We start from the raw sequence: 16,287 nt of genomic DNA, 5'->3' as shown, positions 1-16,287 counted from the left end.
TGCGGCCCGATGGTCGGTCACGGCACTCGCGGTGTCCCTTCGCCTGCGGCGGCCGCTGTCGGGTGGGTGCGCGGGAGGAGGGCGGCGGCCGCCAGGCCGCCCACGCCGACCACGGCCAGGGCCGCCATCGCTGCCGCGTACGCGCCCATGCTGAGCCCCGACACCAGGATCGTTCCCGCCACCGCCGTCCCCAGCGAGGAGCCGAGGTTGGAGATGCTGCGCGACAGCCCCGAGATCTCGCCCTGGCGGGATTCGGGGAAGCACGACTGGACCATGTTCACCGACGGGGTGAGCATCACCCCCAGCCCCAGACCGATCAGCAGCAGTCCAGGAGCGAACGCCCACGGGCCGGGTGTCCCGGCGACCAGGGCGATCAGGACGGCGATGCCGGCGACGGTCACCACGAAGCCGGTCATGATCAGGGTGCGCTGCGCGCGCCGGCGGGCCAGTTTCTCCGCGGCCAGTGACGAGGCGAGGATGCCGAGGGTCGCGGCGGTGAAGATCACGCCGGTCTGGATCGCGTCGTAGCCGCGGACGACCTGCAGGTAGGCGGCGACGGTGAAGGAGACGCCCATGAGCATCAGCCACTGGGTGTTCTGGGTGATCAGGCCCAGGTTGGAGGTGCGGTTGCGGAAAAGGGTGGTCGACAGCAGGGCCTCCTTGCCCGCGCGTTCGCGCCCCCGTACCCAGGCGAAGAAGCCCGCCAGCACCAGAGCGCCGGCCAGCAGCAGGCACAGTGCCAGCCAGCCGTTGTTGTCGACGGCCAGGATGCCGGTGACCAGCAGTACGAGACCTGCCGCCGACAGCACGGCCCCCACGGTGTCGAAGGGGCGGGTGGGGTCGGGCGGCAGCGGATCGTCGATCCCGCGGCTCAGCACGACGATCACCACGATCACCAGCGCCTGGAACACGAACGCCGCCCGCCAGCTGATCGCACTCGTGATCAGCCCGCCGATCAGCGGCCCCGCGGCCGCACCGATCCCGCCCATCGCCATGATCACCCCGAACGCGTGCGCCCGGGCCGCCGTACCGGTGAACAGCAGCGTCGTCAGGATGTAGACCGGCGGGATCAGCAACGCCGTGCCCACACCCTCCAGGATCGAGTTCCCGAGGATCAGCACACCCAGCCCCGGCGCCACCGCGCTGAGCACCGCCCCCACCCCGTAGACGACCAGGCCCGCCAGCAGACAGCGTTTGCGGCCCCACTTGTCCGTGAGTTTCCCGCCCGGAATCATCAGCGCGGCCATCACCAGCAGGAAGATCGTGATCGCGACCTGCACGCCCTGCACCGTGGTGTCCAGGTCCTCGCTGATGTCATTGATCATCACGTTCATGTTCGAACCCGCGAAACTGCAGATGAACTGCGCCAACGCCAACGGCGCCAGAATCCGCCGCGCGCCCGGCACATCTCCCGCAGCCCCAGCACCAGCCGGTCCCGTCATACCCGCCATCCCATCCGCCCAAGGTCCACGGTGTCTCACACCGGCACTCGAACGCTCACGCGCCGGCAAGCTCAGCCACGACCGTCCCACGGACAACCACCACCACAGCTGCAGGCGCGCAGCACCTGACCCAGGCAGACCCGTACTGTGCCGGCCGCCCCAGGCCTTCATGCCGTTGTTCAGGGGCGGGCTCGTAGACGACGTTGGTGGTGGGGCAGTCCGGGGCGAGCCACAGGAGTGCCCGGCCTGCCGCTCGGCCCCGCCGGGCGGGCGGCCGCACCCAAAGGCCGCGCGTGCGTAGCCGGGACCTTCGTCCTCGGGGTGGTTGGGCGGCCCGGTGCTACTGCCACCAGAGCGCTCTGGTCACCGGGCCTCGCCCGCGCACGCCCTGTCGACGCGGACTGAACCGACCATAACCACACCCGGCCACCACCCGGCATCACAAGCACCGCGTTCGGCATCCCGCGTGACAAGCGGAGGCGAGAGTTGACGCCCGACGCTGACACCGGCCACTCCCCCGCCGCAGCTCTCCGTCTTCTCGCATCCCCGTACCGTCCACCGGCAAGGAGTCCCGATGCCGCAGCGGACGAGCCCCCAGCCGTCAGCCGGTCGAAAGTAGGCCGGCGCCATGGCCCACCAGCGCGGAACCAGCCGGATCGGCCAGCACCACCCGTCTGCTCCCAGGCAGGGGGGCGGTGCTGGCATGCCCCCGCAGCCCACCGCGCAAGGGGCGCCCGCCGCCTGCAGCCACGCCGGAATCCACTGCATCACGCCCCTGATCACGCCCTCCCCTCCAGCCGAGAGCAGGCGGACAGTATCGGCTTCCAGATCCGGCCAATGAGGAGGCAGAGCATGTCACCCTGCGGAGTCGTGAAGTGGTTCGACCCTGACCGGGGTACCGGTCTCATCAGCCAGGACGGGACCGGACCGGACATCCGGGCCGAAGCCCGGGCCATCCACGGAAAGGGCCCCTGTCTGCGTCCCGGCGACAGAGTCCTCTTCGACCTCACCCACGACAGCGCCGGCCTGCGTGCCGACAACATCCACCGTCCGGAGGATGCCCGCAGCCAGGACGGACCAGGGCAACAGACGGACGGACGCGGCAATAGCCGGCTCTAAGGCCTGTCTGATAATTGATCTTGTGGCAGGTCGAGGTGAGTTGACGGAGGCGGCGTGGGAGCGGATAGAGCCCTTGTTGCCGCAGGTGGACGGGCGTGGTCGGCCGTGGCGTGATCACTGGCAGGTGGTCAACGGTGTGCTGTGGCGGTTGCGGACTGGGGCTCCGTGGCGTGACCTGCCTGAGCGGTATGGGCCGTGGCAGACCGTCTACGAGCGGTTCGCCCGGTGGGAGGCGGACGGCACCTGGGCAAGGCTGCTGGAGCATGTGCAGGTCCGTGACGACGCGGTGGGCCGGGTGGAGTGGACCGTCGCGGTCGACTCCACGGTCAACCGGGCCCACCAGCACTCCGCCGGTGCACGTAAAAAGGGGCCACAGACGGGGACGAACTGGAAGATCCGGGCCGCTCGCAGACGCGCCAGGCCCTCGGCCGGTCCCGAGGCGGGCTGACCACCAAGGTCCACCTCGCCGTCGACGGCCGGGGCCTGCCCCTGTCCATCGTGCTCACGCCCGGCAACGTCAACGACGCCACCGCATTCGGTCAGGTCCTCGACGGGATCCGTGTCCCGCGGGCCGATACCGGCCGTCCGCGCACGACACCGGTCCGGGTCCTGGGCGACAAGGCTTATTCCAGCCGGGCGATCCGGCACCTGCTGCGGCGTCGGGGCATCGCCGTCACGATCCCCGAGCGCCGCGACCAGGCGGCCAACCGCCGGCGCCGAGGGCGCCTCGGTGGCCGACCGCCCGCCTTCGACAAGGAGGTCTACCGTGACCGAAACGTGGTCGAACGGTGCTTCGCACGCCTCAAGCAGTTCCGGGCGATCGCAACCAGGTTCGACAAGCTCGCCGACCGCTACCGCGCCGGAGTCGTCCTGGCCTCACTGATCCTCTGGCTCCGCGAACCCAATCCGTGATCATTTGCCAGACACCGCCTAGTAGAAGATGCCGCTGTTTCGGTGAGGGAGTCGGTCGAAGAGGAGCAGCCTGCCCTTCCCTGGGCAGGTGTCTGGGATCGATGTGCATAGCCTGAAGCGGTATTCGGTTTCGCGGGGGGAGGGGGTTGGGTAGGGTCGGGGGCCGTCGGCCTGAGCGGGTCCGGCTAGTGACAGGGTGGCACCTGCGAGAGCGACTAGTGACAGGGTGGCACCTGCGAGAGCAATGGCAGCTAGGCTGCGCAAGGTGGGCTTCATGGTTGGCATAACAGCCGAACGATGCGATAGGTCACCGCCGACACCCACGTTCCTTGAGGCGAAGCCGAAAGGGCTTTGGGTAAGGCAGCGGACCCGCCAATTGGGACACGATCGTTGAATCGACCTCAGCAACCCAGTCCAGGTCGCCTTCGGCATCGGCCTGCGCGAGCAGCGCGGCGAGGTGGACTCCGGCTTTGTAGCGTGCGGCGAGTTTATCGAAGCGGGTGGAGATCGCGCGGAACTGGGTCTGCCACGGTCCGTAGCGTTCCGGCAGGTCACGCCAGGGGGCGCCGGTCCGAAACCGCCACAGCACCCCATTGATGACCTGCCGGTGATCCCGCCACGGCCGTCCACGTCCATCAACACCGGGCAGCAGGGGCCTATCCGCTCCCACGCCGCATCCGTCAGTTCACCTCGACCCACCACAAGATCAATTATCAGACAGGACCTAGGGCAAGATCCACCGGTGGGACAAGCGTCCCAGCCGCACACAAGGGGTAGTGATGGCAGTCAAAAGGAAGTCCGGCACGGTGAAGTCGTTTAACGCCAGCGAGGGAGTCGGATACCTCACGCCGGATCCCGATCAGGGCATGTGGATTGATGAGCTGTACATTCGCCCATCTTCGATCCAGCTGGACGGTGGATTTATCGAAGAGGGCGCACGAGTGACCTTCGTGGTCGAGCAGGGACCAAACGGTCTCCAGGCCACCGACGTTCGAACCGTTGGATAGTTGACTGCCTAGACACAGCCCCCGCCCCGGTACAGCGCGCCGACTCTGTGCCGGGGCGGAGCTGTGTCTGGGCGTGACCCCGACATCTCGAAGACCGTTGCCGGGGCATGTTTGCCGGTTGCAGGCGGCGGCGCCGCCTGCCGTGGCGAAGTGATCGTTTGCCTGACTGGCAGCGTCCGGGGGCCCTAGGGTTTGCCGCGTGGACGTCGACGGAGGGGTTCGGTGCCGGCTGTGGTGGAGCGGATTTCGAGTCGGGTGGCGGACGCGCCGGGGGCGTGGCCTCTCCTCGGGCATCTTCCGCAGTTGAGGCGGGGGCCGTTGGAGTTCATGAAGTCGTTATCGGGCTGCGGGGCCCTGCTCCGGATCCGACTGGGGCCGGTTCGGGCTTATGTGGTCTGCGAGCCGGGTTTGGTGCAGCAGATGCTCCGTGAGCCGGCGGTGTTCGACAAGGGCGGGATGCTCTTCGACAAGGCCCGCCAGATCGTGGCGAACGGGCTGGCGACCAGTGCGTGGACCGAGCACCAGCGCCAGCGTCCGCTGGTACAGCCGGCCTTCACGCGCGCCAGGCTGGATGCGTATGCGCAGGTCATGGCTCAGGAGGCCGACGCACTGACCGGGACGTGGCAAGCCGAACGGCCGGTCGACATCGTGGAACAGATGGTCACACTGTTCGCGAGGATCACCGCACGCACGCTGTTCGGTTCCGGTCTGGACCGAGCTTCCATCGCTACCGTCCAGCGAGCCATCCCCATCGTCGCCGAGGGCGTCTACCGGCAGATGACCGCGCCGCTACGGCTGTGGGAGAAGCTGCCCACCTCCGCCAACCGGAAGTACCACCGGGCGGCGGCGGACCTGCACGCGGTCATCGACCAGTTCATCGATGACTACGAGGGCGTCAAGGGCGACCGCACCGACGGTGAGGACACGTTGTCGGCGTTGTTGGAAGCCCGTGAGGGCGAGGACAGGCTGAATGGCGCGGAGGTCCACGAGCAGATCTTCACGTTCATGATGGCCGGAGTCGAGACCACCGCGACGGCCATGTCCTGGACCCTGCACCTGCTCGCTCGGCACCCTGAAGTCCAGGAACGTGTGCACTGCGAAATCGCCGGCGTCCTCGGAGGTCAGGTGCCCACTGTCAAGGATCTCTCCCGCCTGGAGTACACCCGCGGCGTACTGACCGAGGCGATGCGCCTGTACCCGCCGGTTTGGCTGCTCACCCGGTCCACGACCGCCGACGCCAGCCTGGGTGAGTGGCGCATCCCCGCGGGGAGTGCCGTGGTGTTCAGCCCCTACATGCTGCACCATGACGCGCGTCTGTTCCCCGATCCCGAGCGTTTCGACCCCGACCGCTGGTGTTCCCCGCGGGGCGACAACGCCGGTCAGCGTGGCCTGTTCCAGTTCGGTGGCGGCGCACGCAAGTGCATCGGTGACGTCTTCAGCCTCACCGAGTCGTTGATCGCCCTCGTGGCGGTCAGTACCCGGTGGCGCTTGACTCCGGGGCCCGGCCCCGAGCCCCGGCCGGTTGCCAAGGCGGTGCTGACGCCTGACCGCGTCATCGTCGTCGCCCATCCGCGGCCGTCTCCCGGCCCTGACGGCGGCGGCAGCAGACCGACCGGCCGAAGAACAGGCCCGCGCGCATAGCCTTCCCGCCTCGGCTGATCCCCGCGGCGGCCACAGCGTGCCCGGCGTCGTCGCGAACCACGTCCGGACCCGGCCCGCCGCCTGCCGCACCAGCTGCTCCGCCCCGTACGCGCGCCGTCACCATCCACCACGACCGCACAGACGAGGAGCCAGGATGGCGTTACAACGATTATCAGTGCCCCGAGCCCGATCCGCAGGTGAGATCCTGGCCGACGCCGCGTGCACGGTCGACCCGGCCCTGCGCCAGGCCGCCCGGCATCTGGCCCCGCCGATACGCCGTCTGACGGACTACCACCTCGGCTGGACCGATGCCCAGGGCCGCCCGGCGACCCTCACGGGCAAGGCTCTGCGCCCGGCGCTGGTCCTCCTGGCGTGCCAGGCTGTCGGCGGCCGGGCGGCCCAGGCCCTGCCCGCTGCGGTCGCGGCCGAACTGGTCCACAACGCCTCCCTGCTGCACGACGACGTCATCGACAACGACCAGCTGCGGCGTCACCGGCCCACCGTCCAGGCCCTGTTCGGCACGTCGGCGGCCATTCTGGCCGGCGACGCGTTGTTCTTCCTCGCCGTGCAGACCCTTGCACAGGCGCCCGCACCCTTGTGCGGCACCGGCCTGCAGTGGCTGACGGCGGCCGTACAGGAACTGATCGACGGCGAGTACGCCGACACCACCCTCGAACAGCGCACCGAACCGGCCAGCCTGAGCGAGGCCGCCGCGATGGCGGCGGCGAAGACCGGCTCGCTGATCGCCGTCTCCTGCGCCCTGGGAGCCCTGGCAGGCGGAGCCGATGCGCGGCGCACCGCCCATCTGCGGCAGTTCGGCGCGCACCTGGGCCAGTGCTTCCAGCTCGCGGACGACATCCTCGGCATCTGGGGCGACCCGGCGGTGACGGGCAAGCCACGTCTGGCCGACCTGCAGGCCCGCAAGAAGAGCCTCCCAGTGGCGGCCGCACTGTCCGCGGCCAACGAACCCGCCCGCGAACTCGCCGCCCTGTACGCCACTTCCGGCCCGCTGAGCTCCGACGAACTCGAACGGGCCGCCCACCTCATCAAGGCCGCCGGCGGACGCGACTGGGCCGTCGGCCAGAGCCGCCACCACCTCGCTCAGGCGCTCGAAAACCTGCACGCAGCCCACCCCGAGCAGGTGGCCGAAGCCGACCTCACCACTCTGGCTCGCCTCGCCGCCGACCGGACCCACTGAAACCCGCACCCCAGGAGCACCCCATGACCGCCCCCGCCCCCGCCACCGCATTCGAGCTGCCCACCTTCTGGGCCCCGATCACCCCCCTCGCCAACGCCGACACCCAGGCCATGGCCGGTGAGATCGGCGACTGGCTTCAGCAGACCGGGGTGTGCCCCGGCGCCGAGCAGGCCGCCCTGATGGGCTCCGTAGGCGCCTATGGCACCGCTGCCACCATCCCCTGCGCCACCGGCCTCAGCGCCCGTACCATGGCCCGCTACATGGCCTGGGGCTTCGCCCTGGACGACGAATGCGAACGCGCCGGGGCCTCCGAGGACGGCCTCCATCAGCTCATCCGCCGCGCTGCCCGCCTCGTCCAGATCATGGAGACACCTGACGCCCTCACGCCCGACGACGACGTCTGGGTCCGTGCATGGGCCGACATCGTCCAGGACCTGCACACCATCGCCCACCCCTCAGCCCTGCGCCGAGCCATCGACGGATTCCGCGGCTACGCCCTGGGTGTGGTCCACGAAGCCTCCTTGCAGCGGACCGCCACCCTGCCGTCCCTCGAGGACTACCTCGCGTTCCGGTACGCCCACGGCGCCGGTGCCGCCGTGGCCGCCATGGTCGAAATCTCCACCGGCGTTGACATCCCCGCCCACGAGATCGACTCGCCCGCCGCGATCGCCGCCTCCCAGACCGCCGTGACCATCGTCCAGCTCGACAACGAACTCCTCTCCCGCCACAAGGAGACGGAAGGCGGCGAATACGACTGCAGCCTCGTCCGCGTCCTTCAGAACGAGGATCCCCACCTCACCCTCCAGGAAGCCGTCGACACGGCCAACGCCCTGCGCAACCGCATCCTGGACACCTTCCTCAAACTCCGCGACACCCTCCACCCGGGCGCCAGCCCCCAACTGCGCACCTACCTCGACGCCCTCGGCCACCTCATCGCCGGCGTCACCATGTGGAGCGCCACCTCCCCCCGCTACACCAGCGACACCTCTCCGACCGACGAACTGCGACTGTCCGACACCGACACCGACCGGCACCACCCACTGACCCTTCCGATGGACATCGCACGCTGGAACCGCTTCACCGAATAAAGCGGAACGGGACAGCCCGCCCAGCCGACTGACCTGGGGGTGCCCAGGGGCGATCCGCGCGGTCAAACGCGCGCTCGTGTTCTTTGCGGGCGCCGGCCGCATGCTGGTGGGCCCGGTTGATCGTGGAGTCGATGGAGACGGTCCACTCGACCCGGCCCACCGCGTCGTCGCGGACCTGGACGTGTTCCAGCAGCTTCGCCCAGGTCCCGTCCGCTTCCCACCGGGCGTACCGCTCGTAGACGGTCTGCCACGGCCCATAATGCTCAGGCAGGTCACGCCACGGGGCGCCAGTCCGCAGCCGCCAGAGCACTCCGTTGACCACCTGCCGGTGATCACGCCACGGGCGACCACGCCCATCCACGCGCGGTAAGACGGGCTCTATCCGCTCCCACGCCGCATCCGTCAACTGGCCTCGACCTGCCACAGGCTCAATGATCAGAGTGCTCGTGATCGGACTCCCGCGCGGGGGCCGTCACGAAACGGCTCAGCCGGTAGGTGGTCGGCAACGCCAGACGCTCGCACAGCGTGTCGATCCGGATCATCGACCCGTCGACTCCTGCCTCCCGAAGACGGCGTGATTGCGTAAGCATCTCCGCCAGCCCTGAGTCTCAACGGCCACTTTCCACTGTTACGCGTCCGGCGGTGCGAGCAGCAAGCTGCTGCCGTGCGTCCTCTTGTGCTGTCCGGGGAGGGCTCTCTGACTGCGGCTGAACGGCTTGGCGTGACTGGCCGAAATAGGGCATGCACCGTCTGTAAATGGCCTTTAACGCTGTGTTGCCGAAGTGGAAGGGTTGCCCTGTTCACCGGTGTTCTTCTGCGGATGGGGACTGCGCATGACGACCGAGTTCAAGGTTTCCCGTGTCGACCGTCTGGAGCGGTTGCGTACCCGCCTGCGGGGCGAGCCCGAGGTGAGCCGGGCAGGGAAGCGGACCGCGCCCTCGCGCGGCTCGAACCTGTTGTGGGGGATCGTGCTGCACGGAGCGGCGCGCCTGGACGCAGGACTGCAGCCGACGGACCTGGAGGCGCGCTTCCTGGGGCCGCTGCGCGAGCTGTTCTCCGACGAGGAAGTCCGTGACTTCGGCCGGGCCTTCGTGGAGGAGGCGGCCACCCGCGCCCAGGTGTTTCCCGACAGCCTGGTCGGCCGGCCGCTGGAACGCGGCTACACCCTGGAGGACTTGGCGGCGGATGCCCCGCGGGGGGACGCGGAGGCTCTGGCGCAGGGCAACGTGAACGTCATCGACCTCGACGCCCCCGAGGAAGGAGACGGTGCGGCCGCGGCTGCGGCATTCGGGCAGGGCATGACCGACTACGGGTACGGGGCGACAGTTGTGACCGCCTCCCGCCACCGGGAAGCTGCCGCGGCGGCCGCGGCCGGACCTCTCGTGGCGCGGGTCGAGCTGGAGTACTTCGTCCTCACCACGGGATCGATCGAGATCGGTGACGAGGAGTACTACATGGCCACGGCCGCCGGCGCCGACGGCGGCACCCGCCGCCCCATGAAGACCCGCCTGTACGAGAACGTGTGGAGCGACGGGAAACACCACAGCTTCGACCCGAACACGGTGGTCTACCAGGGCGGCGTCAACAAGGTCCTCATCTTCAATATCCAGCCCTGGGAGTACGACGGCGCCGCCTCCCCGGACCTGGTCCGCACCCTGGACAAGATCTCGGTGATGGCCTGGGAAGTCGCCCAGGCGCTGGGGCACTTCCCCGCCGGCCAGCACCTCGAACTCACCCAGGGCTTCGCCAACCTCGTCTCCGGCCTGGCCAACCTCATCGGCCAGATCATCGACTGGTTCGCCGACGACCTCGTCCAGGAACGCACCTTCCTGTTCGACCGCCCCGCACTGGAATCGATGCTTTCCTCAGGCGCACGCAGCGACCGGTGGACCTTCGACGGCCGCAGCAAGAACAACGGGCGGGTCGACGTACGCGTCGCCAGCAGCGTCCGGGTGCTCCCCTCCCTCACCATGTCCTCCTTCAACGGCCAGTCCTGGAGCCCCTTCCCGGTCAACTTCGACGTCAGGACGCCCTCCACCCCCGCGCTCGCGATCCAGGGCGACCGCCTCTACGTCGCCGCCGAGGGCGGTGACGGCAGCTACCACATCGCCCACATCGCGAACAGCACCTGGAGCCCCTGGGCGAAGATGTCCGCCTTTACCCCCGGCCGGTCCGCACCTGCCCTGGCCGCCCACCAGAACCAGCTCTACCTGGTTCACCGCACCGACGACAACCACCTCTGGGGCTACTGGAGCGTTGACGGCGTCACCTGGCATCTCCTCGGCCTCCCGCTCCCCGGTACCACCCGCGACGCCCCATCCCTGGCCAGTACGGGCAGCGAACTGTGGTGCGCCGTCCGCGGGGTCGGAGACCATAGGATCTTCATCAGCAAGAAGCAGGGAAACCTCTGGAGCGAGTTCGTCCCCCACCCCCAGGCCGGAACCAACTGGACCCCGGCCCTGGCCTGCGTCCAGGGCAAGATGGTGCTCGCCTGGACCACCCCCGACGGCACCGTCTACACCAGCGAGTCCACCGGCCAGAGCTGGAGCAACGCCGTCCCCGTCGGCGGCACCACCACCGCCAGCGGCCCCTCCCTCGCTGCCGAGGACGACCGCCTGCACTGCGCCGTCCTCGGCTTGGACCAACAGATCTGGACCGCCCGTCGCACCGGCACCGGCACCTCCGCACAGTGGACGGGCTTCGCACCCGCCCCCGGCACCCCCGCCACCCACTCACCCGCCCTGGCCGCACAGGGCGGCGGCCTCTATCTCTCCTACACCACCTGAACTCCCTAGACCCACACAGACCAAGGCGGCATACCGGACGGCCCCACCGCTCTCTGGCAGCGGTGGAGCCCTCCAGGGCCGGGTCGACGTTTCAGGCAACCCCCTGTTCACCTTCCCCTGCCAGACCCCTTGGCCACGGTGGTCATCAGTTCGCCTCTGCCAAACACAAGATCAATGATGGAGTCCACCCCCGGCCAGGAAGACGGCTCGTCGGCCATGCCGACGAGCCGTCATACAAAAGGTTCAGGCGCGAGGCACGGCGTCGAAGATCACGGTGAAATTAGCCGCATATGCCCCGATTTGCTTTGAGGTCGGCTGTGCGGCGCTGATCCTGATCTTCGGGGTGCTGGCCGCTTCGATACGGCCCTCCGGGGTGGCTGTGTCGATGAGGACGGGGAGATCGGCGGCAAGACTTGCGGCGAGGTCGAGGGGCTCACGGCCGAGAGATTCGGCGGTTTGGGCGAGCCTGTCGTCCCCGATGGCCCGGGTGATCTGTTCGACGGTCACGGGATCGTTGGGCCCGGAGCTGATCCAGGACCCCAACTGCGGTTCCAGGCCGGCGTCCGAGAAGTCCTTCGCTGAAATCGTCAGGTCGGTCATGAACGAATTCTTGCCCAGTTCTCGGACCAGAACATGGTCTTCCGCCGATCGTGTCGCCTGACCTGGATCTCGGCACGGTGCAAGGCCCACCGCGCGTTCAGGAGGCGTGAGGCACGTACGCTGCATCGACGGGGCAGGCCGGGGGCAGGTCAGGTTCCGAGGTACTCCAGGAGCCAGCTGACCGGGATGTAGTCCGCGGGGGCTGTACTGACCGCCGCTCCACAGCCGCGCTACCAGCGGCACGCCAGCACCGAGGACCGCGTTCGAGATGCCCGCGATGCCGGCCTGCATGCCGCCTCGGGCGACGTCAGCGGGTGAACAAAGATGTACCGCCGGTAGGTTGGCGACATTTGTCAGACAGGCCCTAGCCACGGCCGCTTCGGGCTCCATGGGGCGTGCAGGATTCCGTCGGCCTACGGATATGCCGTCGAGCCGATCAATGGCCGAACCTCGCTGCTGTGCCGGGGCAGGTCAGTAGCGCTTGACCAGAACCGAGTTGGAGACCTTGCGTGCACCGTTCGGGAGTTTCAGGAGCGATCCGTCCGGGTTCCGGTTCTCGCTCAGCTGTCGGTAGGAAAAGTCGTCCGTGAGAACGACGTAGATCGTGCGGGCAGAACCGGGCTCAACCTGGGACAGGTGGACATCGAAGGTGTACGGGCCGGGCCGCCCCAGATCATCCTTGGGGTAGTAGTTCGTATGCGGCACGGGCTTGCCAACGCCGTCGATCTGCACTCTCCAGCTCAGATGCCATCCGGCCCCGAGGGTGCAGTTGACCTCAGCGGTGAGGGACCCGTCCGATGCGACCGTCAGCTACTTGGGCTCGACGGTCACATCCAGTCCCGGCTTGTCGCCGCAACCGGGCAGGACCTGTCCCGGGCCAGCACCGCCGGAGGAAGGACCTGCCTGTGATGCCGAAGGGGCGGGGGGCGGGTTTCGGATCGTCGCGGTCATCCTTGCCGCTGAACACGCCAGACCACGATGGGGCCTTGACCCAAGGCCGGGTAGTTAACGTTTTCGCAGGTCACGCAAGGGGTGTTGGAGTCCATGCCGTGGCGGCGTAGAGGCCGGGGCCGAGTTTGTGGATGAGGCCGGTATCGACCCATCTGGAGAGCTGCCGATACATGGTCTCCATGGTGATGTCACCGAAGTGAGAAGCGATGTCACGGGGCCGCCAGAGGCGGGTGGGGTCTTCCTCGAGCAGGCCAAGGATCCGATGACGGCGGCGGTCGGCGAGGGCGGTGTTCCGGTCGTCGCGGGAGATGGCGGGGAGTTGAGGGTGCGGTTCGCAAGGTTCGAGGACGCTGATGTCGAGACCGGTGATGGTGCGGCTGGTGTCGGGCCTGCCGTCGTCATGGCGGGTGCTGTAACGGGACATCGGTGACTTGACCTTGCGGGTGCTGACGCGCTGCCGCCGGGGCGGCAGGAGACGGGCCAGGATCCGGTGCCCGATCAGCCCGACGCGACCGACATCGGCGGGGGCGGTGATGACGGCGGCGGCCTGGACGACCTGGTCGCGGGCGGTCTGGAGGGCGATGGTGAAACAGCAGCGGTCTGGACCGGTCCCAGGTAGCGACTCGGCGGCTTCGACCATCACGGTGCGCAGGGCCTGGTAGAGGGTGAGCAGGGCCCACATCTCCTGTTCGACGCCGGCCGGGTCGCCCGAGCGCAGGACACGCCCGTTCATGATCGTGTGACGGAGCGCGTAATACGCAGATTCGTGTTCCCACCGCTGGTGGTAGAGGCCCACCAGCACGGTCGCCGGGTAGCGGCCGGCGTCGGTCAAGGTGGTGACCAGCCGGTAGGAGCCGGTGAAAACGGTGCCGTCGGCCCTGTTCTCGTATAGCTACGGCGAGCGGACATGTAGCGCTGAGTAACTACTTGGGGCTGCGGTCGCGCTGCTGGAGGGCGGCGAAGTCGGCGTGTGCCGTCTCGACGGCCTCCGGGTACGCCTGGGTCTTCTCGTGCTCGGCCAGCGCCCGGTAGATGCTGGAGAGGCTGGGGCTCTGTCCCTTCCGGCGGCCGGTGGGGATGAGCAGGTCGGGCTGGATGACCTCGACCGTCTCGCCGTTCGCGCGGCGGCGAAGCACGGTGTGCAGCATGTCGTCGGTGATGACCGGCGGCCTGCCGCCGTGGTTGCCCTTGCGGGCCGCGGCGTCGAGCCCTTCGAGGGTGGACTCCCGGATGTTCTCCCGCTCCGTTTCCGCCATCGCCGCGAAGAACCCGAACAGCAGGCGTCCCGGGCCGCTGGGGTCGTACATCCCCTGGAGGGGGCCGGCGAGCATCTCCAGGACCAGTCCGTGGGCGGTGAGGTGGTCGGCGAGGGCTGTCAGCTCGGCGGCGTCGCGTCCCAGGCGTTTCATCTCGTTCACGGTGAAGATCACCCGGCAGTGCGGGGCGTGCGCCTTGATCTCGCGGGCGGCGGCGAGTGCGGCCTCGAACTGCGGGCGCACGCGGACCCGGGTGCTGATCTTCTCGGCGAAGATCTTGTCCCCGGGGATGCCGTGTCCGGCGAGCGCGTCGAGCTGCGGCTGGAGTTCCTGGGTGAGGCTGGAGCACCTCGCGTACCCGATGCGGATGTCGGCGCTCGGGCTGTCGGGGTCGACGGGTGCGGGCGCCGGGGTGCCGGGCCGCCACGGCTGGCCGGGGCCGCGGTCGGTGGGGGTGGGCACACGCAGGAGTTTCGCGAGCCGGGACACCTTGGTGAAGCGACCGGTGTGGTAGGGGGACGAGGAACATCGGAACGAAAACCGACGCTAAGCCGGTCCGGTCTCGACGGGGGCTTTGACCTGGGCTTCTGTGGGGCTGAACCTTCGGCAGTCGTGTTGATCGACTGTTTGGAGGTCCGGGGTGCCGGTCGACTTTTTGACGGATGAGCAGGCTGCCGCGTACGCGGCCTATCGCGAGGCGCCTTCCCGCTCGGAGCTAGAGCGTTTCTTCTTCCTGGACGACGCGGACCGGGAGCTGATCGAGTCCAAGCGCCGGGCCCATAACCGCCTGGGCTATGCCACCCAGCTGACGACCGCGCGCTACCTCGGTGTGTTCCTGGACGACCCGACGGATGTGCCGGCGGAGGTCGTGGACTACCTCGCCGAGCAGCTCGACATCGGCGATCCATCGGTCCTGAAGGTGTACGGGGAGAGGGAGAACACCAGGCTGGAGCACGTCCGTGAGCTGCGCCGTGTCCTGGAGTACCGGGAGTTCGCCGAAGCGGAGGCCGAGCTGCGGGTCTGGGTGGACGCGCGGGCGTGGACGACCGGGGAGGGCCCGAAGGCATTGTTCGACGCGGCGGCCGGGTGGCTGCGCGAGCGGCGGGTGCTGCTGCCCGGGGTGACGACGCTGACGAGGCTGGTGGCCTCGGTTCGCGAGGCGGCGAACCAGCGGCTGTGGGACACGCTGTACGGGCTGCTGAACACCGGGCAGCGGGCGGTGCTGGACTCGCTGCTGATGGTGCCGCCTGGCGAGCGGGTCTCGGAGCTGGACCGGCTGCGCCGGGGCCCGGTACGCGTGTCCGGACCGCAGATGAAGTGGGCGCTCCAGCGCGCCGAGGAGATCGCCGGCCTCGGCATGGGCGACCTGGACGTGTCGGCGATCCCGCCGCGGCGCCTGGCGGAGCTGTCGAGGTACGGCGTGGACGGCAAGGCGTCACTGCTGCGCCGGCACGGCGATTCGAGGCGGCTGGCGACGCTGCTGGCCACCGCCGTCTACCTGACGACCCGGGCGGTGGACGACGCGCTCGACCTCCTGGAGGTGCTGATCGCGACGAAGCTGCTGGCCAAGGCCGAGCGCGAGACGGTCAAGGAGAAGATGAAGACGCTGCCGAAGGTCGAGCGGGCCTCGGCGAAGCTCGCGACCGCGTTCCAGGTCGTCTTCGACACCACGAGCGAACTGGTCGACACCGACACCGGGGAGGTCACCGGCCCGGCGGTGGAGAGCTTCGAGGCGATGTGGGAGCGGATCGAGCAGGTGGTGCCCCGGCACGAGCTGGCCGCCGCGATCGCCGCGCTGTTCGAGCTGACGCCGCCGCTGGACTCCGACGCGGACGAGGCGTGGCGGTCCATGCTCGTGGGCAGGTTCGGCACCGTCCGGCCGTTCCTGAAGCTCTTGGTCCAGGTCGTCGACTTCGGCGCCACTCCCGAGGGTGCGCCGGTCCTGACCGCGCTGAAGTCGCTGCCGGACCTGATGGGCCGCAAGAAGGTCGGCCCGGCCGAGATCGACACCGGCCTGCTCGTCGGGTCGTGGCGGCGCCTGGTGCTCTCCGCCCCGCACCTGGAGCCGGGAACGGTGGACTGGAAGGCGTACACGTTCTGCGTGCTGGAGCAGCTGCACCGGATGCTGCGGAGCAAGCAGGTGTTCGCGAGGAACTCCTCGAAGTGGGGCGACCCGCGGGCGAAACTGCTGGACGGCGAGGCGTGGGAGCAGGCCCGGCCGACCCGCCCTTGAGTAGTAGCCGGGTGGCCATTGGCGCTAAGGGATGATCTTGGGACGGAAACCAGG

Annotated in this window: 11 protein-coding genes and 4 pseudogenes; 8 read left to right on the top strand and 7 right to left on the bottom strand. The window is 68.9% G+C overall.

What is annotated here, in order from left to right:
* Positions 1-17: 17 nt before the first annotated feature.
* Positions 18-1,451: an MFS transporter gene (locus tag OG295_RS39950; protein ID WP_331738902.1), complete on the bottom strand. Its 1,434-nt coding sequence runs from the start codon at positions 1,449-1,451 to the stop codon at positions 18-20.
* A gap of 843 nt (positions 1,452-2,294) precedes the next feature.
* On the opposite strand from OG295_RS39950, the gene OG295_RS39945 reads away from it, so the two are divergent.
* Complete coding sequence (locus OG295_RS39945; RefSeq protein WP_331738900.1) at positions 2,295-2,561, top strand: cold shock domain-containing protein; 267 nt, start codon at positions 2,295-2,297, stop codon at positions 2,559-2,561.
* A 22-nt stretch (positions 2,562-2,583) separates the two neighbouring features.
* Positions 2,584-3,473 (top strand): IS5 family transposase gene (locus tag OG295_RS39940; protein WP_371681526.1). Its coding sequence is split into 2 segments (ribosomal slippage): positions 2,584-2,938 and positions 2,938-3,473, totalling 891 coding nucleotides; the frame shifts between segments, so codons are not numbered across the junction.
* Positions 3,474-3,858: 385 nt separating this feature from the next.
* On the opposite strand, the pseudogene OG295_RS39935 reads toward OG295_RS39940, so the two are convergent.
* Positions 3,859-4,175, bottom strand: a pseudogene (locus tag OG295_RS39935) (transposase); the annotation flags it as partial.
* 77 nt (positions 4,176-4,252) lie between these two features.
* On the opposite strand from OG295_RS39935, the gene OG295_RS39930 reads away from it, so the two are divergent.
* From OG295_RS39930 to OG295_RS39915, 4 genes are all read left to right on the top strand, one after another.
* The gene (locus OG295_RS39930; RefSeq protein ID WP_331738896.1) at positions 4,253-4,480 is read left to right on the top strand and encodes a cold shock domain-containing protein; all 228 of its coding nucleotides are present in this window, start codon (positions 4,253-4,255) and stop codon (positions 4,478-4,480) included.
* Between the two features lie 222 nt (positions 4,481-4,702).
* Positions 4,703-6,121, top strand: coding sequence for a cytochrome P450 (locus OG295_RS39925; protein WP_331738894.1), 1,419 nt, complete (start codon positions 4,703-4,705; stop codon positions 6,119-6,121).
* A 175-nt stretch (positions 6,122-6,296) separates the two neighbouring features.
* A complete protein-coding gene (locus OG295_RS39920) occupies positions 6,297-7,319 on the top strand; it encodes a polyprenyl synthetase family protein (RefSeq protein ID WP_371681525.1) in 1,023 nt (340 codons plus the stop codon).
* A gap of 23 nt (positions 7,320-7,342) precedes the next feature.
* On the top strand, positions 7,343-8,407 hold the full coding sequence (locus OG295_RS39915; RefSeq protein ID WP_331738890.1) for a terpene synthase family protein: 1,065 nt from the start codon (positions 7,343-7,345) through the stop codon (positions 8,405-8,407).
* A 13-nt stretch (positions 8,408-8,420) separates the two neighbouring features.
* Here OG295_RS39915 and OG295_RS39910 read toward each other — a convergent pair.
* A pseudogene (locus tag OG295_RS39910) lies at positions 8,421-8,831 on the bottom strand (IS5 family transposase); the annotation flags it as partial.
* A gap of 409 nt (positions 8,832-9,240) precedes the next feature.
* Between OG295_RS39910 and OG295_RS39905 the strand changes: the two are divergent.
* Positions 9,241-11,193: a hypothetical protein gene (locus OG295_RS39905; RefSeq protein ID WP_331738886.1), complete on the top strand. Its 1,953-nt coding sequence runs from the start codon at positions 9,241-9,243 to the stop codon at positions 11,191-11,193.
* 243 nt (positions 11,194-11,436) lie between these two features.
* Here the strand turns inward: OG295_RS39905 and OG295_RS39900 are convergent, their stop codons facing one another.
* The 4 genes and pseudogenes from OG295_RS39900 to OG295_RS39885 all read right to left on the bottom strand — a co-directional run.
* Complete coding sequence (locus OG295_RS39900; RefSeq protein WP_331738884.1) at positions 11,437-11,793, bottom strand: YidB family protein; 357 nt, start codon at positions 11,791-11,793, stop codon at positions 11,437-11,439.
* A gap of 471 nt (positions 11,794-12,264) precedes the next feature.
* Positions 12,265-12,525: a hypothetical protein gene (locus OG295_RS39895; protein ID WP_331738882.1), complete on the bottom strand. Its 261-nt coding sequence runs from the start codon at positions 12,523-12,525 to the stop codon at positions 12,265-12,267.
* A 289-nt stretch (positions 12,526-12,814) separates the two neighbouring features.
* Entirely contained in the window at positions 12,815-13,576 is a 762-nt protein-coding gene (locus tag OG295_RS39890; protein ID WP_331738880.1) for a hypothetical protein, read from the bottom strand.
* A gap of 91 nt (positions 13,577-13,667) precedes the next feature.
* Positions 13,668-14,522 (bottom strand): annotated as a pseudogene (locus tag OG295_RS39885) (recombinase family protein); the annotation flags it as partial.
* Positions 14,523-14,640: 118 nt separating this feature from the next.
* Here OG295_RS39885 and OG295_RS39880 point away from each other — a divergent pair.
* Positions 14,641-16,224: pseudogene (locus tag OG295_RS39880) on the top strand (DUF4158 domain-containing protein); the annotation flags it as partial.
* Positions 16,225-16,287: the final 63 nt, after the last annotated feature.

Origin of the sequence: Streptomyces sp. NBC_01276, from assembly GCF_041435355.1 — a bacterium.
In the GTDB taxonomy this organism is placed as follows: domain Bacteria; phylum Actinomycetota; class Actinomycetes; order Streptomycetales; family Streptomycetaceae; genus Streptomyces.
Note: the sequence above shows the minus strand (reverse complement) of the source record. Positions and strands in the feature narration are given on the sequence as shown.